The organism is Nocardia sp. NPDC059228, assembly GCF_042754245.1.
Taxonomy (GTDB): Bacteria; Actinomycetota; Actinomycetes; order Mycobacteriales; family Mycobacteriaceae; genus Nocardia.
This window is the reverse complement of sequence record NZ_JBHZAL010000001.1, coordinates 286,428-311,030: the sequence shown is the minus strand read 5'-3', so window position 1 is coordinate 311,030 and position 24,603 is coordinate 286,428. Positions and strand designations below refer to the sequence as shown.

General features: G+C 68.2%; 22 protein-coding genes and 1 tRNA gene. 14 read left to right on the top strand and 9 right to left on the bottom strand.

Features of this window, described 5'->3' with window-relative positions; translation table 11 throughout:
* Nucleotides 1-85: 85 nt before the first annotated feature.
* Nucleotides 86-751: a TetR/AcrR family transcriptional regulator gene (locus ACFXKA_RS01440; RefSeq protein WP_354830940.1), complete on the bottom strand. Its 666-nt coding sequence runs from the start codon at nt 749-751 to the stop codon at nt 86-88.
* A 1,119-nt stretch (nt 752-1,870) separates the two neighbouring features.
* Here ACFXKA_RS01440 and ACFXKA_RS01435 point away from each other — a divergent pair.
* The 8 genes from ACFXKA_RS01435 (at nt 1,871) to phoU (ending at nt 10,016) form a co-directional block, all read left to right on the top strand.
* A tRNA-Lys gene (locus tag ACFXKA_RS01435) sits at nt 1,871-1,943 on the top strand.
* 133 nt (nt 1,944-2,076) lie between these two features.
* The gene (locus tag ACFXKA_RS01430; protein ID WP_379425349.1) at nt 2,077-2,661 is read left to right on the top strand and encodes a DUF937 domain-containing protein; all 585 of its coding nucleotides are present in this window, start codon (nt 2,077-2,079) and stop codon (nt 2,659-2,661) included.
* 211 nt (nt 2,662-2,872) lie between these two features.
* Entirely contained in the window at nt 2,873-3,859 is a 987-nt protein-coding gene (locus ACFXKA_RS01425) for an acyl-ACP desaturase (protein ID WP_354830944.1), read from the top strand.
* Nucleotides 3,860-3,995: 136 nt separating this feature from the next.
* The gene (locus tag ACFXKA_RS01420) at nt 3,996-4,769 is read left to right on the top strand and encodes an alpha/beta fold hydrolase (RefSeq protein WP_379425347.1); all 774 of its coding nucleotides are present in this window, start codon (nt 3,996-3,998) and stop codon (nt 4,767-4,769) included.
* A 4-nt stretch (nt 4,770-4,773) separates the two neighbouring features.
* Nucleotides 4,774-5,595 (top strand): hypothetical protein, encoded by an 822-nt coding sequence (locus ACFXKA_RS01415; RefSeq protein WP_379425346.1) that lies wholly within the window; start codon nt 4,774-4,776, stop codon nt 5,593-5,595.
* A 72-nt stretch (nt 5,596-5,667) separates the two neighbouring features.
* Nucleotides 5,668-6,816 carry a tRNA dihydrouridine synthase DusB gene (gene dusB / locus ACFXKA_RS01410; protein ID WP_354830952.1) on the top strand — a complete coding sequence of 383 codons (1,149 nt, stop codon included), beginning with the start codon at nt 5,668-5,670 and terminating at the stop codon, nt 6,814-6,816.
* Nucleotides 6,817-7,080: 264 nt separating this feature from the next.
* Nucleotides 7,081-9,234 (top strand): LCP family protein, encoded by a 2,154-nt coding sequence (locus ACFXKA_RS01405; protein WP_379425345.1) that lies wholly within the window; start codon nt 7,081-7,083, stop codon nt 9,232-9,234.
* A gap of 110 nt (nt 9,235-9,344) precedes the next feature.
* Nucleotides 9,345-10,016 (top strand): phosphate signaling complex protein PhoU, encoded by a 672-nt coding sequence (gene phoU, locus ACFXKA_RS01400; protein WP_354830957.1) that lies wholly within the window; start codon nt 9,345-9,347, stop codon nt 10,014-10,016.
* 57 nt (nt 10,017-10,073) lie between these two features.
* Here the strand turns inward: phoU and ACFXKA_RS01395 are convergent, their stop codons facing one another.
* From ACFXKA_RS01395 to ACFXKA_RS01365, 7 genes are all read right to left on the bottom strand, one after another.
* Nucleotides 10,074-11,690 (bottom strand): MFS transporter, encoded by a 1,617-nt coding sequence (locus tag ACFXKA_RS01395; protein ID WP_379425343.1) that lies wholly within the window; start codon nt 11,688-11,690, stop codon nt 10,074-10,076.
* A gap of 324 nt (nt 11,691-12,014) precedes the next feature.
* Nucleotides 12,015-12,791 carry a phosphate ABC transporter ATP-binding protein PstB gene (gene pstB, locus ACFXKA_RS01390; RefSeq protein WP_040854892.1) on the bottom strand — a complete coding sequence of 259 codons (777 nt, stop codon included), beginning with the start codon at nt 12,789-12,791 and terminating at the stop codon, nt 12,015-12,017.
* A 12-nt stretch (nt 12,792-12,803) separates the two neighbouring features.
* Nucleotides 12,804-13,703, bottom strand: a complete 900-nt coding sequence (gene pstA, locus ACFXKA_RS01385) for a phosphate ABC transporter permease PstA (protein WP_354830962.1) — start codon at nt 13,701-13,703, stop codon at nt 12,804-12,806.
* Nucleotides 13,700-14,671, bottom strand: coding sequence for a phosphate ABC transporter permease subunit PstC (gene pstC, locus ACFXKA_RS01380; RefSeq protein WP_379425341.1), 972 nt, complete (start codon nt 14,669-14,671; stop codon nt 13,700-13,702). The genes pstA and pstC overlap by 4 nt, the downstream gene beginning before the upstream one ends.
* 114 nt (nt 14,672-14,785) lie before the next feature.
* On the bottom strand, nt 14,786-15,904 hold the full coding sequence (gene pstS / locus ACFXKA_RS01375) for a phosphate ABC transporter substrate-binding protein PstS (RefSeq protein WP_379425339.1): 1,119 nt from the start codon (nt 15,902-15,904) through the stop codon (nt 14,786-14,788).
* A 230-nt stretch (nt 15,905-16,134) separates the two neighbouring features.
* Nucleotides 16,135-17,031, bottom strand: a complete 897-nt coding sequence (gene mshD / locus ACFXKA_RS01370) for a mycothiol synthase (protein ID WP_379425337.1) — start codon at nt 17,029-17,031, stop codon at nt 16,135-16,137.
* Complete coding sequence (locus tag ACFXKA_RS01365) at nt 17,031-17,786, bottom strand: response regulator transcription factor (protein WP_040854884.1); 756 nt, start codon at nt 17,784-17,786, stop codon at nt 17,031-17,033. The genes mshD and ACFXKA_RS01365 overlap by 1 nt, the downstream gene beginning before the upstream one ends.
* 246 nt (nt 17,787-18,032) lie before the next feature.
* Here ACFXKA_RS01365 and ACFXKA_RS01360 point away from each other — a divergent pair, with 246 nt between their 5' ends.
* From ACFXKA_RS01360 to ACFXKA_RS01335, 6 genes are all read left to right on the top strand, one after another.
* Nucleotides 18,033-18,908, top strand: coding sequence for a DUF2993 domain-containing protein (locus tag ACFXKA_RS01360; RefSeq protein WP_379425335.1), 876 nt, complete (start codon nt 18,033-18,035; stop codon nt 18,906-18,908).
* Entirely contained in the window at nt 18,905-19,363 is a 459-nt protein-coding gene (locus ACFXKA_RS01355) for a thioredoxin family protein (protein ID WP_354830975.1), read from the top strand. Before ACFXKA_RS01360 ends, ACFXKA_RS01355 begins: the two co-directional genes overlap by 4 nt.
* Before the next feature lie 255 nt (nt 19,364-19,618).
* Entirely contained in the window at nt 19,619-20,128 is a 510-nt protein-coding gene (locus ACFXKA_RS01350) for a DUF4395 domain-containing protein (RefSeq protein ID WP_379425333.1), read from the top strand.
* Between the two features lie 69 nt (nt 20,129-20,197).
* Nucleotides 20,198-21,031, top strand: a complete 834-nt coding sequence (locus ACFXKA_RS01345; RefSeq protein ID WP_354830980.1) for a sulfurtransferase — start codon at nt 20,198-20,200, stop codon at nt 21,029-21,031.
* Between the two features lie 6 nt (nt 21,032-21,037).
* Nucleotides 21,038-21,343: a DUF1416 domain-containing protein gene (locus ACFXKA_RS01340; protein ID WP_354830981.1), complete on the top strand. Its 306-nt coding sequence runs from the start codon at nt 21,038-21,040 to the stop codon at nt 21,341-21,343.
* Nucleotides 21,344-21,617: 274 nt separating this feature from the next.
* On the top strand, nt 21,618-22,286 hold the full coding sequence (locus ACFXKA_RS01335; RefSeq protein WP_354831633.1) for an FABP family protein: 669 nt from the start codon (nt 21,618-21,620) through the stop codon (nt 22,284-22,286).
* 408 nt (nt 22,287-22,694) lie between these two features.
* Here the strand turns inward: ACFXKA_RS01335 and ACFXKA_RS01330 are convergent, their stop codons facing one another.
* Nucleotides 22,695-24,371, bottom strand: a complete 1,677-nt coding sequence (locus ACFXKA_RS01330) for an ATP-binding cassette domain-containing protein (protein WP_379425331.1) — start codon at nt 24,369-24,371, stop codon at nt 22,695-22,697.
* Between the last annotated feature and the right edge of the window lie 232 nt (nt 24,372-24,603).

Genomic DNA, 24,603 nt, shown 5'->3' with positions numbered 1-24,603 from the left:
ATCTCTCCGGACCGTTTGCTCAACGGCTTCCGTTGGGAGCGGAGATAGCTTATGACAGGCTCCGCATGATTCCCAAATCAGCTGGTCAGAGTCCCAAGTTGAGATCTTCGAGCCGGGCGGACACCCGCCAGCCGGTGCGGCGGAACTCCTCGGTCCACTCCGGCGTCGCGGTGGCTTCCACGATCACCTCGAGCGCCTCGGCGAACCGGGCCCGCAGATCCACCGGGCCCGCCAGCACATCGGAGATATAGCGCTGGCCCGCCAGCGCCGCCGCCAAGGTGCGGGTGAACCGGTCCGGATCCGAATCCGGGCGCAGTTGTTTGTGCTCGGTCGCTTTCACCGCGAGCTGCCGGATGGCGCGCCCGAGAATGCGGCCGCCGCCGGCCTGGATGTCGCGGTAGAACTCCGGCTCGATGATGAGCCGGAACTCCGCCTGGATGATGATGTCGTTCTCCAGCCGCAGCGCGATCTCGTCGATCATGCCGTGCAGCACATCCAGCGGACCGAGATCGGTTCTGGCGAGCCACCTTTCGGTCGATGCCCGATAGCGGTCGACCGCCGCCTCGAGCACCGCACGAGCCAGGTCCTCCTTGGAGTCGAAGTGAAAGTACATGGCCCCCTTGGTCGCCCGGGAACCTTCCAATATGCGGTTGAGCGAAGCAGCGGCATAGCCGCTCTTCCCGAACTCAACGGCGGCGGACCTGATGATCGCCGCGCGTGTCCGGCGGGCCCGCTCTTGCTGCCGTGCCATGCTCGAAACGCCTCCGAAGCTAGCTAACCGTCGCCGACCGCCGCGCGGCCTCGACGCAAAGTTACGTGTCTTTCAAATACTTCAAAACGGGCTTCGCCCGGAATTACCAAACTTTCGGTACGAAAAAGCGCGAGAAACTTGAAACACACCAACAGGTATAGGTTTTTCCCGCCTGGGTGCACCACAGCGGGTGCGCGCCCGGGCGTTCACGTCGTCCTGGTCCGCCTCCCCGCAGCTTCATCGTATTGGAGCCGCGATCGGCCAGACCGGTCGCGACACGTTCGGGCACATCAACGATAAGCCGAATCCCGTGCCGCCGGGGCAATCCCGGTCCCTCGGGAATTCACCAGTCGGTCACCGTACCCGGAAAGCGCACCCAGCGTGAGGTGTACCGGAAAGTCAGTTAGCCAGCACACCCCCTATCGAATGCCGCAATTCCCCAGCAATCGTAAGGATGATTGGTTCGAATCGACGAATTCGCCCATATCCCACCGATGTTCGGCCGGCCGATCGCCGCCGCGCGCGCTGTCCACACCGACACCGCATCGCCGCCGAGCCGCCGCCCCCACACCCGCGCCGACTCCGACCGGTTTCCACCCCCCGCGCCAAATAGCTTGCCACACATCACCATTGGATGATATTCACACTCCAGCGCAACGAAACAAACTGAGTGGCAAGGCGATTGCCGGACCCCTCGGCACCGGCAATCAGCGCCCGCTTACCGGGCCGTCCGGAACCCATCGGGCCATGGACACGGCGAAACCACACCGCCACCCCACCCCGCCCACACTCCGCGCCGACCCCGGCCCACCCCCGGGTCCACCTTCTCGCGGTGCCGCACCGACCGGTCCGCACCCTCACAGGGCCACATCGTCCCCCCAACCGACCGCCCCGGCTCCCCGAGCCCCGCCGATCGGCACGGCCCGTCACCCCAACGGCACACCGCGTCATTCCCCACCCGGACGCCACCAGTCCCCGCGGTTCCCCGCCGCGCGCCCGCACCGCACCGGCCCGGCCCCCGACGGCGCATCGTGACCTGCGCAAATATCGTCTGCCAGAGCGCAATCGGATACTCGTTTAACACTTATGGGGTCGGCCCATTAAACTGACGTCCCGCACGCCCCTATAGCTCAGTTGGTAGAGCTACGGACTTTTAATCCGCAGGTCCCAGGTTCGAGCCCTGGTGGGGGCACCCCATGGGAGGGGCCCGGAACGATACCTCCGGGCCCTTCGCATATCCGCGAATCTGTAGCAATCCGCCCCGACTTCACCTACCGTGGCCGGAGCAGAGCCTTTCCCGGGAACCATCAGCACAGGCGGAGTTCATGACTTCCTTCGATGACCTGCTCTCCAATGTCCCGGTCGCCCAGATCGCCGAGCGGCTCGGCGTCGACGAGGCGACCGCGAAGACGGCGATCGATGCGGCCGTCCCCGTCCTACTCGGCGGCTTCCAGACACAGGCCGGCAACCCCGAGGTCGGACTGAATCTGGAGCACGAAGTCGCCGGCCAGCCGCACGGCCTGCTCGACGGCGGTGTCGACATGAGCCAGGTGGACATCGCCAACGGCAGCCAGATCGTCGATCAGACCTTCGGCGCCGAGAAGAACACGGTGATCAGCGCTCTCGGTAATGTCGGCGGCAACAGCATCAGCCAGGACCTGATGAGCAAGCTGCTCCCCATGCTCGCGCCGATCGTGCTGGCCTACCTCGGCAAGAAGGCCCTGGGCGGGGGCGACGGCGCGGCCGGCCGGTCCGGCGGCGGGATCGGCGATCTGCTCGGCAGTCTGCTCAGCGGCGCCACCGGTGGAAACAGTGGCGGCGGTCTGGGCGACATACTCGGCAAGGCGGTCGGCCAGAACGCGGGCAGTGTGCTCGGCAACGTGCTGGGCGGGCTACTGGGTAAGAAGTAATCGGGCATCTCGACCGGATGCGGGGGCTAACGAACCACAGCCCATGGCGATACACCCGTCGCTGTGGGCCGCTTGTCATATGACATCTCTCACCTACGCCGCAATGGCGCACATGTGAGTTTCACATCACCCTACGGTCACGTAAGGTATGGGCGCGGCGGCAGGCCGGCGAGGGTACGACAGCACGACGCACGACACGAAGGGCACACGTATGGCAAAGGATCTGACTCAACTCGAGCTGCTGACGGAGTTGGAGCCGGTTGCCGAGGAGAACGTCAATCGCCACCTCTCCCTGGCCAAGGAATGGCACCCGCACGACTACGTGCCGTGGGACGAAGGTCGAAACTTCGCCGCCATGGGTGGTGTCGACTGGGATCCGGAACAGTCGAAACTGAGTGAGGTCGCCAAGGCGGCCATGATCACCAACCTGCTCACCGAGGACAATCTGCCCTCGTACCACCGTGAGATCGCCGAGAACTTCTCGCAGGACGGGGCCTGGGGCACGTGGGTCGGCCGCTGGACCGCCGAGGAGAACCGGCACGGCATCGTCATGCGCGACTACCTGGTCGTGACCCGCGGTGTCGACCCGGTCGCCCTCGAGCAGGCCCGCATGATCCACATGACCAACGGGTTCGCCTCGCCCACCGAAGAACTCGAGCAGCTGTCGAACAACGCCGGATTCCTCTACTCGGTCGCGTACGTGACCTTCCAGGAGCTGGCCACCCGCGTCTCGCACCGCAACACCGGCCGCGTCTGCGACGACCCGATCGCCGACCGCATGCTGCAGCGCATCGCCGCCGACGAGAACCTGCACATGATCTTCTACCGCAACATGTGCGGTGCTGCCCTCGACCTGTCGCCCGACCAGACCCTCGAGGCCATCACCCTCATCCTGGAGAACTTCCAGATGCCCGGCGCCGGTATGCCCAACTTCCGCCGCAATGGCGTGCTGATGGCCAAGCACGGCATCTACGACCTGCGCCAGCACCTCGAAGAGGTGGTGAACCCGGTGCTCAAGAAGTGGCGGATCTTCGAGCGCGACGACTTCACCGCGCGCGGCGAGGAGATCCGGGAGCGCCTGGGCACCTTCCTCGAGAAGCTGGGCAAGGACGTCGTGAAGTTCGAGGAGCAGCGCGACCGCATGCTGGCGCGTGAGGCCGCCAAGCGCGAGAAGGAGCTGGCCGCCACCGGCAGCTAGCGACTGCGGCTGCGAATAAGCCATGGCCCCTCCGGATTTCGATCCGGAGGGGCCGTTTCGCGTCCTGCCCGCGACTCACAGCAAGCTCACCGGGATTCCGCAGCCGATCCGGGCCCGCGGGCCCGATCATGACTGCATGAGCCTCGACACCCGGGTCCGCACGGCGAATGTGGTGCTGCTGCACGGGCAACCGGGCGATCGGTCCGACTGGGACGCGGTGACCGCCCGGCTGCCCGGATCGCTCACCGCGCTGGCCTTGGACCGCCCCGGATACGGTGACAATCCGGAACCGGCTGGGTCCATCGAGGACAATGCCCGCTGGCTGCTCGACCGGCTGGACCACGAGGGCATCGACAGTGCCGTCCTGGCCGGACATTCGTACGGCGGGGCGGTCGCGCTGGCGGCCGCGACGCTCGCGCCACGCCGGGTGCGCGGACTGGTACTGGTCTCCAGTGTGGGGCCGGGGTGCCTGACCGCCTGGGACGAACTGCTGGCCGCGCCGTACGCCGGCACCGCACTGGCATTGACCGCATGGTCGGTACTGCCGTGGCTGGCGCGCAAGGGCCTCGACCACAGACCCGCCGGGACCGCCGCCGGGACCGCGCTCGCGCTGCTCGCCGGAGTGCACCACCGGCACGGTCCGGTGTGGCGCAGTTTCCTGACCGAGCAGCGCGAAATGTTCGACACGCTGGACCGGTGGACGGCGCGGCTCGCGGACATCCGCGTGCCGGCCTTGATCCTCGCCGACCCCGCCGATAAAGTCGTGCCGATCTCCACCTCCCACGCACTGCGCGAGCAGTTGCCCTGTGCCCGAATGGATCTGATCAGTGGGGGTGGCCACCATCTGCCACGACGGCTGCCCGGCGCCGTGGCCGCCCGGATAGGCGACTTTGCCGACTCGTTGGACTGAACCGATGCGCGGCACCCTGCTGGCCGTGCGGGAACGCGCGCTCACCCAGTTCCACACCGAGCGCCGCCATCCCGCCCCCAGCCCGATCCAGCCCGGACGGCCGCTGTGGCGGCAGGTCGCGGGCGAGGTGCGCTGGTCGTTCACCCCGCCCGCGCTGTGGCTCGAGGGCGTCGGCGCGAATGTGGTGCTGTCGGGGCTGTTTCTGCTGATCTCGCCGCTCACCCTGCACAAGCACGGCTGGGTGGTGCTGGTCGGCGTCTACTTCGCGACCTTCGTGCTCGCCGACGTCACCACCACGAATGTGCTCGGCGTGGACGCCGACCGGACCCGGCTGAGCCTGGCCGCCGGGGTGCCGGTGCAGCGCATCCTGGTGGTCAAGAACCTCGCGCTGCTGATCATCGTGGGACTGCCGACGCTGCTGGCCACGGCCGTGCTCACCGCCAAGACCAGCGCGCATCCGATGCAGCGGGCCGGGGTTTCGGTGACCGACGTGGCGCTGCCGATCCTGGCCTGGCTCGGGGTGGGCAATACCGTGTCGGCGCTGCTCGCGGTGCCGCCCCGCGCGCTGGGGCAGCGCTGGGCGGCGCGCCGGGACAGGCGCAGCACGCTGCCCTGGCTGACCCACCTGGTCCTGCCGTACGGGCTCTACTACTTCGTCGCGCCGATCGACGGCGAGCAACGCGCCATCCTCGGCTACCACCTGGGCCGCTCGATGCCGGGCGAACTGCGCAGTGCGATCCACCTCGGGGTCGGGCTCGCGGTGTGGCTGGCCGGCACGGTGCTCGCGGTCGCCGTGGTGCGCCGCCGCGGCCTGCGCATGTGGTGACCCATGTGACCGGGGGCACTGCGGGCGGTACGCGGCTCTGGCCGCGAGCACGCGGATGAGAGACTGGACGATGTGACTGCCTCGCTCGAAGCCCCCAAGACCGAGCTGCGGATCGGGCCCTACCCGCTCGATCCGCCGGTCGTGCTGGCCCCGATGGCGGGCATCACCAATGTCGCCTTCCGCACCCTGTGCCGCGAATTCGGAAGCGCCACTTCGCTGTACGTGTGCGAGATGATCACCGCCCGCGCCATCGTGGAGCGCAACGAGAAGACGCTGAACATGATGGCCTTCGGGCCGGACGAGTCGCCGCGGTCCATGCAGCTCTACGGCGTCGACCCCAAGACCCTCGGCGAGGCGGTGCGCATCGTCGTCGGCGAAGGCTGGGCCGACCACATCGACATGAACCTGGGCTGCCCGGTGCGCAAGGTCACCCGCCTCGGCGGCGGGTCGGCGCTGCCCTACAAGCGGCGGCTGTTCCGCGAGATCGTGCGCGAAATGGTCGCGGCCGCAGGCGATGTGCCGGTCACCTTCAAGTTCCGGATCGGCATCGACGACGAGCACCACACCTACCTCGACACCGGCCGCATCGCCGAATCCGAAGGCGCCGCGGCGGTTTCGCTGCACGCCCGCACGGCAGCGCAGCTGTACTCCGGGCAGGCGGACTGGTCCGCCATCGCCCGGCTCAAGGAGACCGTGACCAGCATCCCGGTGCTGGGCAATGGCGATATCTTCACCGCCGACGACGCCCTGCGCATGATGGCCGAGACCGGCTGCGACGGCGTGGTCGTGGGCCGCGGCTGTCTGGGCCGGCCCTGGCTGTTCGCGGAGCTGAGCGCCGCCCTGCGCGGCGAGCCCATTCCGGAGGGCCCCACCCTGGGCAAGGTCGGCGAGATCCTCTACCGGCACGCCGCGCTGCTCGTCGAGCACGACGGCGAGGACAAGGCCATGCGCGATATCCGCAAGCACATGGCCTGGTACCTGATGGGCTTCCCGGTAGGGTCGGCGCTGCGCCGGCAGTTCGCCACCGTGACCAGCCTGGCGCAGATCGCGGATCTGGTCGGGCAGCTGGAGCCGGACGTACCGTTCCCGGCCGACGCGCTCGGCCCGCGCGGACGCCAGGGTTCCCCGCAGACCAAGGTGGCCCTCCCCGACGGCTGGCTCGACGATCCCGAGGACGCGACCGTGCCCACCGCGGCCGACGTCATGCACAGCGGCGGCTGAGTCGTGCATCGCGGCGGCTGCGTCATCGACAACGCCGGCTGATCGCTCCCCGTCTCGAGTTCGATCCGATCACCGCCCGGCGCAGCTCCCGGGCGTTGTGGCGACGCCCTGGCACACTTTGCGAAGCGTGCCCAACCGGGTGTGCGACATACCCGACAAACCGGAAAAACCGTCCCCGCCTGCGGTGGACATACGTTCGAGTGGTCCGTCGTGGCGAAATCGTTATCATGGCCCTCGGCATCAGAAGCAAAGTGAGGTTCGTTGGTGGGTGACGATCGGTACGGGCGTACGCCACGACCCGGAGGTCGCGCCCCCTGGGAGCGCTACCCCGCGGACGGGGACGATCCGGCGCGCACCGGCCGCCGCTCCCGGCACAACGACGACGCCGAACCCGCTGCCGCCGCATCCATTTCGGTCCAGGACCTGGTCGAGCGCGTGGACAGCGAACGCCAGACCCGCCGCCGGCGCCGCGCCGAAACGGAAACCCCGAACGAACCCGCGGCCGAGGCGAGCCGCGAAACCCCCGGGCCGAACGGCTCGGCGCCCATGCCGCCGCAACCGGCAGCACCACCGGCTCCCGTGCCCGCCACCGGATCACAGCCGGCGGCCTCGACCGGCGCGCAGCCCGCGGCGAACAGCGGGTCCCAGCGCACCGTGCGCGACACCAGCCACCTCCGCCGGGTCGCGAACGCACCCGGCAATCGCGGCGCGCGCCCGGCCGACCCGACCGCGGATCCGGTCACCGTGGAACTACCCCCGGTCACCGATACCGCGCCGCCCCCGGCCGCAACCGGCGCGGCCGCCCGCACCCGGGCGCTGCTCGCGCGAAAGGTCAAGTCGCCCGCCGACTATCCGACCACCGCGCTCCCGGCGGCCGTGGGACCCGCACCGGCCAAATGGATTTCGAGCACGCGACGCCGCCGCAACCGGCGGCTGCGGCTGGCCGGCCGCGCCACGCTCGCCGTCGTCGCCGTCATCGCGCTCATCGTGACCGGCACCGGCTGGAGCTACCTGCGCGCCAAGGACAACAATTTCCAGCAGGTTTCCGCACTCGACGACAACTCACCCGACGTGGTCGACGCCGACGGCCAGACCGGTGACGAGAACTTCCTCATCGTCGGCACCGACACCCGCGCGGGCGCCAACGGCGGCCTCGGCGCGGGCAGCGTGGACGACGCCGAGGGCGCGCGCTCCGACACCGTCATGCTGGTCAACATCCCGGCCAACCGGTCCCGCGTGGTCGCCGTCTCCTTCCCCCGCGACCTGGACGTCTCCCGCCCGGTCTGCGAGGGCTGGGACAACGACAAGGCCGCCTACAGCAGCGAGAAGTTCCCCGCCGCCGACGGCGACAAGCTCAACGCCACCTACGCCCTCGGCGGGCCCAAGTGCCTGACCAAGGTGATCACCAAACTGTCCGGCCTGAAGATCAACCACTTCGTCGGCATCGACTTCTCCGGCTTCGAATCCATGGTCAACGTGGTCGGCGGCGTCGAGGTGTGCACCACCAAGCCGCTGGTCGACGAGATCCTCGGCACCGTGCTCACCACGCCGGGCAGGCAGGTCGTGAACGGTTCCACCGCACTGGACTACGTGCGCGCCCGGCACGTGTACGGCGAGGAGCGCAGCGACTACGACCGCATCAACCGGCAGCAGCGGTTCCTGTCCTCGCTGCTGCGCAGTGCGCTGTCGAGCAAGGTGCTCTTCGATCCGGGCAAGCTCAACGGCTTCATCGATGCCTTCGCCAAGCACTCCTTCATGGACAACGTCAGCACCAAAGACCTGCTGACACTGGGCCGTTCGATGCAGAAGATGCAGGCCGGGGCCATCACCTTCCTGACCGTCCCCACCGCGGGCACCACCTCCTACGGCAACGAGATCCCGCGCGAATCGGATATCAAGGCCATCTTCCGCGCCGTCATCGACGACCAGCCGCTGCCCGGCGAGAAGAAGACCGACCCCCCGCCCAGTGCCGGCGCCGCGCCCGTCGCCAAGCCCAAGCTGGCTGCGGTGGATCCGAGCACCTTCTCGGTGCAGGTGTCCAACGGCTCCGGCCAGGCGGGCATCGCGAGCACCACGGCGACCAAGCTGGCCGCGCAGGGCTTCCAGATCTACAGCACCGGCAACTATGCCGACGGCACCTCGCCCCGGACCAAGGTCCGCTACTCCAGCGGCCACGAGGCCGAGGCCGGGACGGTGGCCAGCGCCATTCCGGGCGCCATCCTGGAACCGGCGGGCGGGCTGGGCAGCATTGTCGAAGTGGTCGCCGGTTCCGATTTCACCGGCACCGTGAAGGCGCCCACCGCCTTCGGGCAGCCGCTGCCCGACACGCCGACCGACTCCGGCGGACCCAGTGCGGCTCCGGTCACACTTCCGTCCGATCTCGAGCACGTCAACGCCGCCGACGACCTGTGTAAGTGACCGCGCGTCCCACTGGCCGGAACTGCGGCATCGGCGCTGGAGCCGACCGGCACCGACGGTTAACCCGCAGTTGGTGACTTGGTCAGCGGTCCGCACTAATGTCTTGAATCATGCGTGTCATCTACAACGAACAAATGGCCGAGCTCGCCGATCTGCTCGGCGGCATGGCCGGGCTCGCCGGATCGGCGATGGAGCGGGCCACCCAGTCCCTGCTCACCGCCGATCTCGAGCTCGCGGAGCAGGTGATCACCGAATACGACCGCATCGCCGAGATGATCCAGCTGGCCGAGGAGAAGGCCTTCGCGCTGCTGGCCCTGCAGGCCCCCGTCGCCGGCGATCTGCGGCAGGTGGTCAGCGCGATTCAGATCGTCGCCGATGTGAACCGGATGGGCGTGCTGGCGCTGCACGTGGCCAAGATGACCCGGCGGCGCTTCCCGGCGCACGCCGTGCCGGAGGCCGTCAACAGCTATTTCGCGGAGATGGGCCGGGTCGCGGTCAAGATGGGCGCCACCGCCAAGGAGGTGCTGGAGTCCCGCGATCCCGAGCGGGCCGCCAAGCTCACCGACGACGACGAGGCGATGGACGACCTGCGCAAGCACCTGTTCACGCTGATCATGGACCGCGACTGGCAGTTCGGCGTGGCGGCGGCCGTGGACGTGGCGCTGCTGGGCCGCTACTACGAGCGCTTCGCCGACCACGCCGTCGAGATCGGGCGGCGCGTGGTGTTCCTGGTCACCGGTGTGCTGCCGCCCGACCCGGATTCCGAGAAGGAAAGCATCTAGGACGACGAGCGAGGGAGTTCCGGGGCGCACCCCGGAACTCCCTCGATTCGGTGCGGGTCAGTCCTCGCCGGACTCGCGCCAGCCCATCAGGATCGATCGACCCCGTTCGGGGCGCCAGGGGAGCGTCGCGGCCACGATGACCGCGCACACCACCAGGGTGCCGACCGCGACATAGGACGCGGCCTCGGCGCCCTGCATGGCCGCGACCTTCATGGCGTGGATCAGCTCCGCCTTCGCCTGCGCCAGTAGCGGATTCACCGGCGCCTTCACGATCCCGATGATGCTGATGGGCGTATTGCCCGCCAGTTCCTTCTGCTGGGCGTTCATGATCTGCGCGGGAATCGCGTCGATCCGGCCGCCGATCTTCCCGGCGTAGATCGAGGTCATGATCGAGCCCAGCAGGGCCACCCCGAGCGCGCCGCCCACCTCACGCGTGGTGTCGTTGACCGCCGAGCCCGCCCCCGCCTCCTCGATCGGCACCGCGCCCATGATGGATTCGGTCGCCGGCCCCTGCACCACCGCGAAGCCCAGGCCCATCAGGATCATGGACACCACAACCGGTCCCAGATAAGGGGTTTCGACGGTGGTCCGGCCCGCGATGTACATGGCCACCGCCAGGATCAGCAGCCCGGACACCAGCATGGCCGTGGTGCCCACCCGCTGCGCCAGCATGGTCGCGAGGGGTGCGCCGAAGCCCACCGCCACCGCGAAAGGCAGTGAGTGGATGCCGAATTCGAGCGGCGAGAGCTCCTTCACGCCCTGGAAGTACTGGGTGATCAGGAACAGGAAGCCGAACGCCGAGAAGTAGGACACCGTGATGGCCAGCGACGGCAGTGCGAAGCGGCGATTGCGGAACAGCCGCATGTTCAGCACCGGCGCGGGCACCCGCAGCTCCCAGCCCACGAACGCGGCCAGCAGGGCGATCGAAAGCAGGTAGCCCGCAAGGCTTTCGGTCGCGAACCAGCCGTGCTTGGGGGCCTCGATGATGGACCACACCAGCGCGGTCACCCCGGCCAGGGACAGCAGGATGCCGATGCGGTCGAGCCGATCCACCTGGTCGGCACGGGATTCCGGCACGGTGGCCAGCACCGCCCCGATGCCCACCAGCGCCACGGGGACGTTGATCCAGAACACCGAGTGCCAGGAGAAGTACTCGAGCAGCCAGCCGCCGACGGTCGGGCCGATGGCGACGGCGATGCCGGCCATGGCCGTCCACAGCGCGATGGCGGCGGCGCGTTCGCGGGCCGCGGTGAAGATATTGGTGATGAGCGCCAGCGTGGCCGGGAAGACCACGGCCGCGAACACGCCCATGCCGGCGCGGGCCGCGATGACCTGTCCGAGGCCGGAGGAGAGTGCGCCGGCGGCGGACATGACCGCGACGCCGCTCAGTCCGATGATCATGAACAGCCGTCGCCCGAACCGGTCGCCGAGGTGTCCCATGGCGAGCAGCAGACCGGAGAAGGCCAGGGTGAACGCGTCCACGATCCATTGCAGGCCGCTCATGTCGGCCTGCAGCTGCACGGCCATGGACGGCAGGGCCACATTGACCAGCGTGTTGTCCAGGACCACCAGCAATTCCGCGAGACAGATGGCGATCAGGGCCGCCACTTTGGCCCGCTGCGGCAGTTCCGCCGCGGCCTGTCCGGATCCCGGGCTCGCCGTTGAGACGGTCATCCGACACCTCCTTACTAAACCAATCGGTTTACCAACGAGGCCAGATTAACTGTTACCGACAGTTGCACACAATGGCACGCTCAGGAGATATGACCTACGCCACGTTCCGGCCTGAGCCACGACCAAAAAGAAGAAGCGGCCCAGCCTGCGAGAGCCGGACCGCTTCCTGACGCCGAATGGTTCGTGACAACTGATTTCATGCCGACCGGGGTAACTCCCCGGGTACCCCCGAAATTGGTTCGGCTACCAACCGGCGGCACGCGTACACGATCGCCCACGGCTCTCAGCCGTGCTGAAGGCACGGAGAGGCGGGCGAGTCTGTTCTTACCCGAAGCGACCCGAGATGTAGTCCTCGGTCTGCTTCTGCGACGGGTTGGAGAAGATCTTCTCCGTCTCGTCGATCTCGATGAGCTTGCCCGGCTTGCCCTGCGCCTCCAGATTGAAGAAGGCGGTCTGGTCACTCACACGCGCGGCCTGCTGCATGTTGTGGGTGACGATGACGATGGTGAACTCCTTCTTCAGCTCGGTGATCAGATCCTCGATCGCGAGCGTGGAGATGGGGTCCAGCGCCGAACACGGCTCGTCCATGAGCAGCACGTCCGGCGACACCGCGATGGCGCGGGCGATGCACAGACGCTGCTGCTGACCACCGGATAGACCGCCGCCCGGCTTGTCCAGGCGGTCCTTGACCTCGTTCCAGAGGTTCGCACCGCGCAGCGACTGCTCGGCCACCTCGTCCAGCTGGGACTTGTTGCGAATGCCCTGCAGCTTCAGGCCCGCCACCACATTGTCGCGAATCGACATGGTGGGGAACGGGTTCGGCCGCTGGAACACCATGCCGATGGTGCGGCGCACGCCGACCGGATCGACCTGGGCGCCGTAGATGTCCTCGCCGTCGAGCAGCACCGCGCCCTCGACGCGGGCCTCCGGGGTCACCTCGTGCATGCGGTTGAGCGCGCGCAGCACGGTCGACTTGCCACAACCGGACGGACCGATGAACGCGGTCACGCTGCGCGGCAGCACCGTCAGCCCGACATTGGCGACCGCATGGAACTTGCCGTAGTAGATATTGAGGTCTTTGACGTCAATTCGCTTGGCCATCAGTCTTTCCTTCTATCGGTTCCGCGTCAGCAGCTTGTTGACCGCCGCGGCGGCGAGGTACAGCAGCGCGATGATCAGGATCAGGGTCAGCGCCGCACCCCATATGCGCTCGCGGCCGGCGGGCTCCGGATTCGACAGCTCCTGGTACATCAGCAGCGGAAGCGAGGCCATATTGCCGTTGAAGACATCGAAGTTGATGGCCTTCGAGTAACCCACCAGCACCAGCACCGGCGCGGTCTCACCCATGACGCGGGCGACGGCCAGCAGCATGCCCGAGATCATGCCCGGCGCGGCGGTCGGAATCACGATCCGCACAATGGTTTTCCACTTCGGAATGCCGAGAGCGTAAGAGGCTTCCCGCAATTCGTCCGGAACCAGCTTGAGCATCTCCTCGGTGCTGCGCACCACCACCGGCAGCATGAGCAGCACCAGGGCCAGCGACACCGCGAAGGCGCTCTGCGGGTTGCCGAAGGTGGCGATCCACAGCGCGAAGATGAACAGCGCGGCCACGATCGAGGGCACACCGGCCAGGATGTCCACCATGAAGGTGGTGGTCTTGGCCAGCCAGCCCCGGCCGTACTCGACCAGGAAGACGGCGGCCATGATGCCGAGCGGCACCGCGATGATCGCGGCGATGCCCGACTGCACGATGGTGCCGTAGATGGCGTGGTAGACACCGCCGGCGTGCTGATCGGGCAGCACACCGTTCTGCGACTTGGTCCACCAGTCGATATTGGCGACGGCCTTCGCGCCCTTCTGGATCACCACATACAGCACCCAGAGCAGCGGCACCAGGGCCAGGCCGAAGCACAGCCAGACCAGGCCGGTGGCGACATTGTTCTTGAGCCGGCGGGCGACGCTGACATGCCGGAAGGTCGGCGCCTTGATCGGCTTGTCGAGTGTGGTGGTCATCCGTTGACCTTCCCGCCGGCCGCCAGCCGAGCCAGTGCGTTGACGACGAACGTCAGAGCGAACAACACGAAACCGGCGGCGATGTAGGCGCCGGTCGGCAGCTTCGAGCTGAATTCCGAAGCGGCCGAGGCGATCTTGGAGGCGAAGGTGTAGCCGCCGTCGAACAGCGACCAGTGGCCGGCCTTGGTCGAGGTGCGCAGCACGATCAGGACCGCGATGGTCTCACCGAGCGCGCGGCCCAGGCCGAGCATGGAACCGGCGATCACGCCCGAGCGGCCGAACGGCAGCACGGTCAGGCGCACCACTTCCCACTTGGTGGCGCCCAGCGCCTGCGCGGCCTCGATCTGCGAGCGCGGGGTGAGGCCGAAGACCTCACGGCTGACGGAGGTGATGATCGGCAGGATCATCACCGCCAGCACCACACCGGCGGTGAAGATGGTGCCGCCACCGGCGATGCTGACATTGCCGTCGGAGAACAGGAACAACCAGCTCAGATTCCTGTTCAGGAAGTCCTGGAAGGGCCCCAGCTTGGGGGCCACGACCAGGAGACCCCAGAGACCGAACACGATCGACGGCACGGCCGCCAGCAGATCCACGATGATCGAGAACGGCCGCGCGAGCGCCTTCGGCGAATACTGCGTCAGGAACAGCGCGATGCCCACACCGATCGGCACGGCGATCGCCAGCGCGAACACCGAGCTCAGCACTGTGACCATGAACAGGTCCTTGATGCCGAAGCGCAGGTTGCTCTCGTCCTTGACGTTGAACTCGGTGGTGGTGAAGAAGTTCGCCTTGTTCGCCATGATCGAAGGCCACGCCCGGATCAGCAGGAACAGTGCGATCAGGGCGATGGCGGCGACGATGATCCCGCCGGCGGCCGTGGCCGCCGAGCGGAACGCGAACTCCGCGCCGAACTTCGTGGGTGCGCCGCGCCCCGCGGCCGGTTTGGTGCTGGGTTCGGTCGGCATCAGCGCAGTATCCCCCGGCAGTTGGGCACGGTCATCCCTCGGGTCCGTCGAAACGGACAGACCCGAGGATGCAGCTTCGTCGTGCACGGTCATCGTGGTTTTTCGATCAGGCGATCACTGAATGGCGTTGATCGCGGTCGTCAGCTTGGTCTTGAACGCGTCCGGCAGCGGCACGTAGCCGGCGTCGGCGAGACCGGTCTGGCCGTTGCCGACCGCCGAGGTCAGGAACGCCTTGACGGCCTTGGAGGTGTCGGCGTCGCTGTACTTCGAGCAGACGATCTCGTAGGTGGCCAGCATGATCGGGTACGCGCCCGCGGTGGTGGGTTTGTAGATCGAGCTGTTGTCCAGCTTCAGGTCGTTGCCCTCACCGGCGACCTTGGCCGCGTCGACGGCCTTGCCCGCGGACTCGGTGGTCAGCTCGACCGGCTTCGGGTCGTTGGAGGTGGCGGTGGTCAGCACGCGCACGGTGGACAGCTTCTGCGCCTTGGCGAAGGACCACTCGGTGTAGGTGATGGTGAACTTGGTGTTCGCGACCGCGCCCGAGGTGCCGTCCGAACCCTTGGCGCCCTCACCGACGCCACCGTTGAAGGCCTTGCCCGCGCCCTTGGTGTAGCCACCGGCGGCGGTCAGGTACTTCTGGAAGTTGTCGGTGGTGCCCGACTCGTCGGAGCGGAAGATCACGCCGATCTTGTCCGACGGCAGCTTGTCGGCCTTGTTGGTGTTCAGGGCCTTGATCTGCGGGTCGTTCCAGGTGGTGATGTCACCGGAGAAGATCTTGGCGAGGGTCGGCGGGTCCAGGACCAGGTCGTCCATGCCGGGGATGTTGTAGGCGACGGCGATCGGGCCGAAGACGGCCGGCAGGTTCCAGGCCGGGCTGCCGCAGCGGGCGGCGGCCTTGTCGGTCTCGCCCTTCTCGGCGGACAGCGGCGAGTCCGAACCGGCGAAATCGGTCTGGTTGCCGATGAATTCGTTCACGCCGGCGCCGGAGCCCGAGCCGGTGTAGTCCAGCTTGGCGCCGCTGCAGTTCGCCTGGTAGGCGGCGACGAAGCGGTCCATCGCGTTCTTCTGGGCGGTCGAGCCGCTGGCCTTCAGCGACGACTTGCCGCCACACGCGACGTCGATCTTGGCGGCGCCGTTGGTGGTGCTGTTGTTGTCACTGCCACACGCGGACAGAGTCAGGGCACCGGCCGCGGCCAACACACCGAGCAGGGCGCTGCTGCGCTTGAGATTCACCTATTCCTCCGGGAATCACGATTGCACGTCCAACCCCTCAACGGTCGGACGGGCGCGATCTGGCGGCTGTTCGCTGCGAACTAGCGCACCGGGCAGCGGTCTGCGGCCCACTTGCAACGTAAGGGCACCTGGTTGACAGTTGGACCAGCACAGGTGAACGAGAGATGAACAACCCACCCTCTTTGCGGCACACCGGATGTGACATTAGCCGCACTGTTGCCGAACGGATTTCAGGTCGCGCTCGAGTAGGCGACGTCGATGTGGAATCGGGTGAAACCGAGCCGGGTGTAGGTGTGGACGGCCGCGGTGTTGTCGCCCTCGGTGTAGAGCAGCACCGCGCCGAGACCGCGGTCCCGCAGATAGTGCAGACCCGCCAGGGTCAGCAGCCGGCCGAGGCCGCGCCCCTGCGCATCCGGGTCGATGCCGACCACGTAGACCTCACCGATCGGCGGGGTCTCGTCGGAATGCACCTTGGTCCAGTGGAATCCGAGAACACGGTCCGGCCGCGCCGGATCCACGGCGATGAACAGGCCCTTGGGATCGAACCAGGATTCGGCGCGGCGGGCGTCGATATCGCGCTCGGTCCAGCCGCCCTGTTCGGGATGCCAGGAGAAGGCGGCGCTGTTCACACGCAGCAGTTCGGCATCGTCGGAAGGCCCTGTGTAGGTGCGCAGTTCGAGTCCGCCGGGCACCGTCAATTCTGGTAGCTCCGAATTAGCCAACTCTCTTCGCATTTGCCACAATTCACGCGAAACGGACAAGCCCAACCGGGCCGCCACCGCCCGCGCGGGCGGCAGGTCACCGTGCGCCCAGACCCGCGCACCCGGCCCGCCCGCGGCCAGTGCGGCGGACACCAGACCTGCGCCGATCCCGTTCCCGCGGGCCGCCGGATCCACGGCGACCTCCGCCATGGCGGGATGCTCGTCATGGGCCGGAACCAGATTCGCGTACCCGGCGACCGCGCCATCGCGGATGTCCACCAGATGTCGTGCGGGCGAATCATTTCCGAGCGAGAGCACCGCTTGTTCGGATACCGGTGCCACACCGTCGGCGGCGGTGGCGCGCTCCAGGACCGCCCGCACCTGCGCGGCGGTCTCGGCGGGCAGGCGGTCGGTCCAGGAGGTCATCAGAGAGCGCCGTTCGCCGTGGTCAATTCGGAGTCGTCGGTACCGTCGGAGTCCGGGAAGGTGACCGCGTCGCCCTTGCCGGCCGTGCGCGCCGGGCGCACCGCCTTGTAGCCGACATTGCGGACCGTGCCGATCAGCGACTCGTATTCACTGCCCAGCTTGGCGCGCAGGCGCCGCACATGCACGTCCACGGTGCGGGTGCCGCCGAAGAAGTCGTAGCCCCAGACCTCCTGCAGCAGCTGGGCACGGGTGAACACCCGGCCGGCATGCTGCGCCAGGTACTTGAGGAGTTCGAACTCCTTGTAGGTCAGATCGAGCGGGCGGCCGCGCAGCCGGGCGGTGTAGGTGCCCTCGTCGATCACCAACTCGCCGAGGGTGATCTTGCCGGTGTTCTCCGGGCTGGCGACCCCGCCGTTGCGGGCCACCAGCAGACGCAGCCGGGCGTCGAGTTCGGCGGGCCCGGTGCCGGGGAGCAGGATGTCGTCGAGTCCCCAGTCCGCGTTCACCGCGACCAGACCGCCCTCGGTCAGCACGGCCACCACCGGCACCGACGATCCGGTGCTGCCCAGCAAACGGCACAGTCCGCGCGCGGCGGCCAGATCGGTGCGGGCATCGACCAGCGCCACGTCAGCGGAACCCGCCTCGAGCAGCGATGCCACCTCGGTCGGCGCGGGTCGCACGTGGTGCGGCAGCAACGCCAGCGACGGCAACACCGACTCGGGGTTGGGGTCGGAGGTCAGCAGGAGCAGCTCCATGGGGGCCCTCCATCCCATCTGGCATGTGTGTGGCTACCGCACTGTCCGCCACTACCTCATGCAGGTCATCACAGGTAATCGCTGCCTACATTAGCGTGTCTCGGCCGACACCCTCGTATTCCGCCCGGCCGTCGCAACCGTTCGGTCCGGTCCGGTTCCGATTCACCTGTCATTCACCGGGCCGCGACCGGCCCGAGTCGGACGTCGGCGGGTGGTAACGACACTCCTCCCTACTAGGGTGCAGTTATGCGTTTCCGGAGGCTGCTCATCGGACTGCTCTGCCTGGCAGGGCTGGCCGTCCTACTCGATTTCGGGGTAGCGGCGTATTCCGAGTACCAGGTCTCGCGATTGCTGCGGACCGGTTCGGACCTGAGCGCCGATCCGGAGATCACCATCCACGAGTCGCTGCGGCACCCGTTCGTCGCCCAGGCGCTGGACGGCCAGTACGGAAACATCGATGTCCGCGCCCGCGCCATGCGCCCGGACATTCCCGGCCGGATCACGGTCGAGGCCAATCTGACCGGCGTGCATCTGTCGATGCGCAATCTCGTCGACGGCAATGTGGGCCAGGTTCCGGTGGACGAGGTGCAGGCCCGCATGCGCATCGAGCCGACCGAGCTGGGCCGGCTGTTCAAGATTCCGGACCTGCAGGTCTTCGGCCCGCCCACCGACAAGTCGGACGGCTCCGGTGGTTCCGGCAGTGTCCCCACGACCAATGGGGGAACCATCATCCTGGAGGGCACCGTGCCGGTCGGCCCCGACGCCGACACCGTCGCGGTCACCGATCCGCGCGGCGACGGCGGCGAGAAGGTGACGAAGAAGAAGGTGCACGTGCTGGCCGATCTGCGGCTGGTGGGCGACGAGGTGCGGATCACCGCCACCGCCATCGCGGGCCGGGATCTGCAGGCCGACACCGATTCGGTGCTGCCCGACCAGGACCGGATCGTCATCCCCGAGCAGGACCGGCCCGCGGTGCTGGCCCGCTTCACCCGTACCCTCGACACCAAGAACATGCCGTTCGGCATCGTCCCGACCCGGGTCCAGGCCAGCGGCGGGCAGATCGTGGTGGAGGGCGACGGCCGCAATGCGATCGTCGACCTGGACAGGTTGCAGAAACAATGATCGCGATCGAAATCCTGGTGGTCATGCTGGTCCTGGCGACCGGCGTGGGAATCCTGGTGCGCCGCAACGAGGGTCGCGTGCGCGCCGCGGCCGCGGCGAATCCGCCTGAGCCCGAATCGAATCGGGCCGCACTGCTGGCCGCGGCCGGCGTGATCCCGGGACGGCCCACCGTGCTGCACTTCTCGGCCGACTGGTGCGGCCCGTGCGCGGCGGTGCGCCGGGTGGTCGCCTCGGTGGTCGGCGAGCTGGAGTCGGCCGAGCTGCCGCCGCTGGATCTCGAGGTCGACATCGACGCGTATCCGGAGCTGGCACGCGAGCTGAACGTGCTCTCGCTGCCCACCACTTTCGGATTGGATTCTCGAGGATTGGAACGCTTCCGTATCTCCGGCGTTCCGAAAGCGGCGGATCTGCGCACGTCATTGGCCCCTTTAACGGTCGCCGGCTCCGCTGAGTGATCAGCATTACGGACCCCGGGTCCAATTTCCCCCGAAAATTGGGTAAACTCCCTCTCGTGCAATCCAACCGCGAGCTGATGCTCACCCGACGCCGCACGGTAGACCTGTGCCGGCTCGGTGGTTGTTGCTGCCTGTGCCGCTAGCCGGTCGGCCTTTCGTATTCCTCTGTCGCCGACCGGATTTGTCCCGCTGTCGAGAGATCGTTTCGATCCTCCGGCGATCTGGCCAATACATCTTCAGCGCAGGAGTACTCCCATGTCGAACCCTCATCCGAGCACATCACCCGCAGGGCAGGTGGATGTTCGCGGCCCCCGCTTCGCCGCCTGGATCACCACCGCGGTGCTCGCCCTCGTTCTGATCCTCGCCGCCGTCTCGGTTCCCGCCGCCGCCGTGCTGCTGGCGCTGCAGGCCATCGTGTTCGGCCTGGGTGCGGCCTACGGTCCGCGCCGGAGCCCGTACGGCCGGGTCTACGCCGCCGTGGTCGCCCCGCGCGTCGGTGCGCCGACCGAGCTGGAACCCGTTGCGCCGCTGCGGTTCGCGCAGCTGGTCGGCCTGGCCTTCGCGGTGCTGGGCGTGCTGGGCTTCGCGGCCGGCAGCCCCGTGGCGGGCGCGATCTTCACCGGATTCGCGCTGTTCGCGGCCTTCCTCAACGCGGCCTTCGGAATCTGCCTGGGCTGCAAGATCTATCCGCTGGTCGGGCGGTTCCGCTCGGCCCCGGGCAGCACCGTCCCGACCTCGACCAGCTCCGTGAACTCCTCCGTCTGACCCCCGACCGTCCATCCCTCAACCACACGAACGCAACGCCTGTACCGGCACCGCATCGAAAGGAACAACATGGCTCGCTCCGATGTCCTGGTCTCCGCAGACTGGGTCGAAGAGAACCTCAACACCCCGGGCGTGGTCCTCGTCGAGGTCGACGAAGACACCTCGGCCTACGACCTGGGACACATCGAGGGCGCCGTGCGTCTCGACTGGAAGAAGGACCTGCAGGACCAGGTTCGCCGCGACTTCGTGAACCAGGAGCAGTTCTCTGCCCTGCTGTCCGAGCGTGGCATCGCCAACGACGACACCGTGGTGCTGTACGGCGGCAACAACAACTGGTTCGCGGCCTACGCCTACTGGTACTTCAAGCTGTACGGCCACCAGGACGTCAAGCTGCTCGACGGCGGTCGCAAGAAGTGGGAGCTGGACGGCCGTGAGCTGACCAAGGAGATCAAGGACCGCGCTGCCACCGAGTACAAGGCCGCCGCGCAGGACCTGTCCATCCGCGCCTTCCGCGACGAGGTCATCGAGGCCATCGGCGTCAAGAACCTGGTCGACGTGCGCTCCCCCGACGAGTTCTCGGGCAAGATCCTGGCTCCCGCGCACCTGCCGCAGGAGCAGTCGCAGCGTCCGGGCCACATCCCGACCGCCATCAACGTGCCGTGGTCCAAGGCCGCGAACGAGGACGGCACCTTCAAGAGCGACGCCGAGCTGGCGGAGATCTACAAGGAGGCCGGGCTGGACGGCGACAAGCTGACCATCGCCTACTGCCGCATCGGTGAGCGCTCCTCGCACACCTGGTTCGTGCTGCAGGAGCTGCTGGGCCACCAGAACGTCAAGAACTACGACGGGTCCTGGACCGAGTACGGGTCCCTCGTCGGTGCACCGATCGAGTTGGGAGCGTAATTACCTATGTGTGCAGCACCTACCCAGGGCCAGGCCCTGCCCGCCAATGTCGACGTCGAGAAGGAGACGGTCATCACGGGCCGCGTCCTGACCGCTGACGGCCAGACCGTCGGTGGCGCGTTCGTCCGCCTGCTGGACGGCAACGGCGACTTCACCGCCGAGGTCGTGGCCTCGGGCACCGGCGACTTCCGCTTCTTCGCGGCGCCGGGCACGTGGACCCTGCGCGCGCTGTCCGCGTCCGGCAACGGCACCGTCGAGGTGTCGCCGGAGGGCGCCGGCATCCACAACGTGGACGTCAGCGTCGCCAAGTAGGCGAAACATCAAGAACGGCCCCGGGATTCGTGATCCCGGGGCCGTTCTCGTGCGTGCCGGAGTTTTTCCCGGGGTCGTTTTCACGTGATCCCGGCGGTGCGATTAGACTCCCAGACGTGGTGCTTACCTTCGAGATTCTGCTGGTTCTCGTCTCCGTGCTGATCGCCTGGTTCGGTCTGTACGTCCTCTACCGCCTGTTCACCGAGTCGTGACAGATCCGGCCCACGAGAACATCGAAAACGGAGTGGCCAACGGTTCGTCGTCGTCGACGCCGATCGTTCGCGACGACGAGGGCGCGAAGCCCGCTGATGCTGCCGCCTCCCGGCGCAGCGGCGACCAGGCGGTCGCGGACGCGGCCGAGCGTGCCAAGTCGACCGGGTCGCTGAACGTTCCGACGCTCCCCGATCTGCCGTTGCCCGTCGATACCGCGAACCTGCGGCTGGGCCCGGATCTGAGTTCCTCCATGCTCGCGCTGCTGCCGCTGGTCGGCGTCTGGCGCGGTGAGGGCGAGGGCAATGATTTCGAGACCGGCGACTACCGCTTCGGTCAGCAGATCGTCGTCTCGCACGACGGCGGCGACTACCTGACCTGGGAAGCGCGCTCCTGGAAGCTGGACGCCCAGGGCGAGTACGCGGGCCCGGATCTGCGGGAGAGCGGTTTCTGGCGGGTCGGCATCGACGGTGACGACGAGGTGCTGGAGCTGCTGCTCACCCACTCCACCGGCATTGTCGAGCTGTTCTACGGCCAGGCGCTCACCCAGTCCTCCTGGGAGCTGGCCACCGACGTGGTGATCCGCAGCCAGTCCGGCATCGTGGTGGGCGGCGCGAAGCGGCTCTACGGCATTGTCGAGGGCGGCGACCTGGGCTACGTCGAGGAGCGCATCGCCGCCGACGGCGCACTGGAGCCGCGGCTCTCGGCGCGCTTGCAGCGGTACATCGGCTAGCGGTCGATTCTCGAAGCGACAACTGATTTCGCAGCGATGGGGGTACCTCCTGAGGTACCCCCAAACTTGTTTCGGCACCCGACGCAGGCACGGAATGCCGACCGGGACGGCTCTCAGCCGCCCGCTGAAGTCGCGGGGAGGAGGAACAGTACGGCCCCCGAGTTGTACCCACGGATGCAACGTTCACGTGGGTCCGGTCGGACGGACCGTAACTCGGGGGCCGGGTGACTGCCTTGGATTCGCGAGGGCTCGCGCGATCGGAATCCGATTGCAGCGGTAGCGCCTAGCTGGCAGCCACCTCACGCGTCCTAGAAATCATTCTCGAACCACCTCCTTCCTGTGTACCGACGAAATTAGTCGGATGGGACAGTGGCGGCAACGTATTTTCTCGGATTGCGAAATCGCAGGTCAGGCCGGCGTTGTGGGAATAGATCGAGCGATGGCTACGGTTCCGCCCGGCTCGACGCGAACGATGGTGTCCGCCTTCGTGTCCGGCGGCAGCTGGTGGGTGACGACGACCACGGTGCGGTCGCGCTCCACCAGGCCGCTGGACTCGTCGAGCAGGCGGCGCAGCAGCTCGGCGCCGGCTTCGGCCTCCAGGTGCTCGGTGGGCTCGTCGAGCAGCAGTACGCGGGCCGGGGCGAGCAGGGCGCGGGCCAGCAGCAGGCGCCGGCGCTGACCGCCCGAGACCGCGGCCGCGCCGCCGACCAGATCGGTCTCGACACCGTCGGGGAGGGAGTCCAGCCAGTCGCCGGCTCCGACCGCGCGCAGGGCGGATTCGGCCTCGCCCGGGGTGAGGTCGCCGCGGGCCACGCGCAGGTTCTCCAGCACCGTGGTGCCGAACAGGTGCGCGTCCTCGGCGAAGAAGGTGACGCCCGGGCGCGGCGTCTCGAAGAGCCCGGCCCAGGACATCAGCAGCGTGGTCTTGCCCACGCCGCTGGGGCCGACCACGGCGATCCGGCGGCCCGGCGGCAGCGCGGGGAGATGCGGTGCGGGCGCCTCGGATTCGCCGTGCTCGAGCCGATCCAGGCGGTGCAGGGCGGCGCGGCCGGTGGTGAGGGCCTGCGCGGCGGCCGGGAGCACCGCCACGGCCTCGAAGGCGGACAGCGGCACCAGGACCAGCACTGTGAACGCCATCGGAGTGATGCCGCCCGGCGGCACGGTCTGGAAGCCCGCGGTCGGGATCGGAGAACCGCTGCCGTACAGCACGATTCCGATGAGCAGCGCGCCCAGCACGCTCGCCCCGATGGACAGCGGCAGCACCGCCGCGGCCCACGCGCTGCGCGCCGCCGCCCGATCCTCCGCCGCGACCGCCCGCTGCCCCGCCGCGGCGGCCGCGCCCACCGCCTCGGAAAGCCGGCCCGCCACCCGCAATTCGGGCGCGTGGTCCAGCACGGTCAGCGCCTCGGCGGTGAACTCGGTGCGATCGGTCCGCACCGCGAGCTCCGCCTCCCGGGCCGCGCGCGCCGACAGCCACGGCGCGATGATGCCCGAAACGGCCAGCGCCACCGCCAGAATCACCGCCGCGAGCACCGAGATACTCGCCAGCAGTCCGACGGCCAGCAGCGACAGGATCAGCGCCACCGCGATCGGGACGAACGCGCGCACCACCACGGCCCCGAGATCGTCGATATCGCTGATGACCCGGCCGAGCAGCTCACCGCGCCGCAGATTCGTCGGATCCCCCTGCCGGGCTTCGTCTTCCGCGTCCGCCGGTCCGGTGGCATCGCCGTCCACCGACCCGGTTCGCCGCAACCGCCAGATGTCCGCACCCGCCAGCGTCCGATAGGTCGTGGTCCGCGCTGTGCTCATGGACCGCAGCGCCACATCGTGAGTGGCCAGCCGCTCCAGATACCGGCACAGCCCGCGCGAAATACCCAGCGCCCGAACGGTCACCACCGCAATGCTCAGATCCAGCACCGGCGGCATCTGCCACGCCCGCGCAATCAGCCACGCCGCCAACGCCGCCAGCCCGAGCCCGCTCCCGAGCGCCAGCACCCCCCACCCCACCGACAGCGCCATCCGTCCCCGCGACAGCTCGAGCAGCTCCCGAATCCGCCGAAAATCGGCCAGTACCGCCCTCATCGCGTCGACACCTCCATCGAGCTCACCACGCCCGCGCTCCCGGTCGCGCCGCTCCCGGCTCGGCCGAGTGCGCCCCCGCCCGCTCGACGGGGACTGGGATCCGCCCGCGGACCCGATAACGACACGGCGGCAGCGGTTTCCGGCGCGGGTCCGCCGGCGCCCGGATCCGGAGCGCGGGCTGACCCTTCGATCCCTGTTCCGGCGGATGCGCCGGAAGACCCTGGCGAGGCGT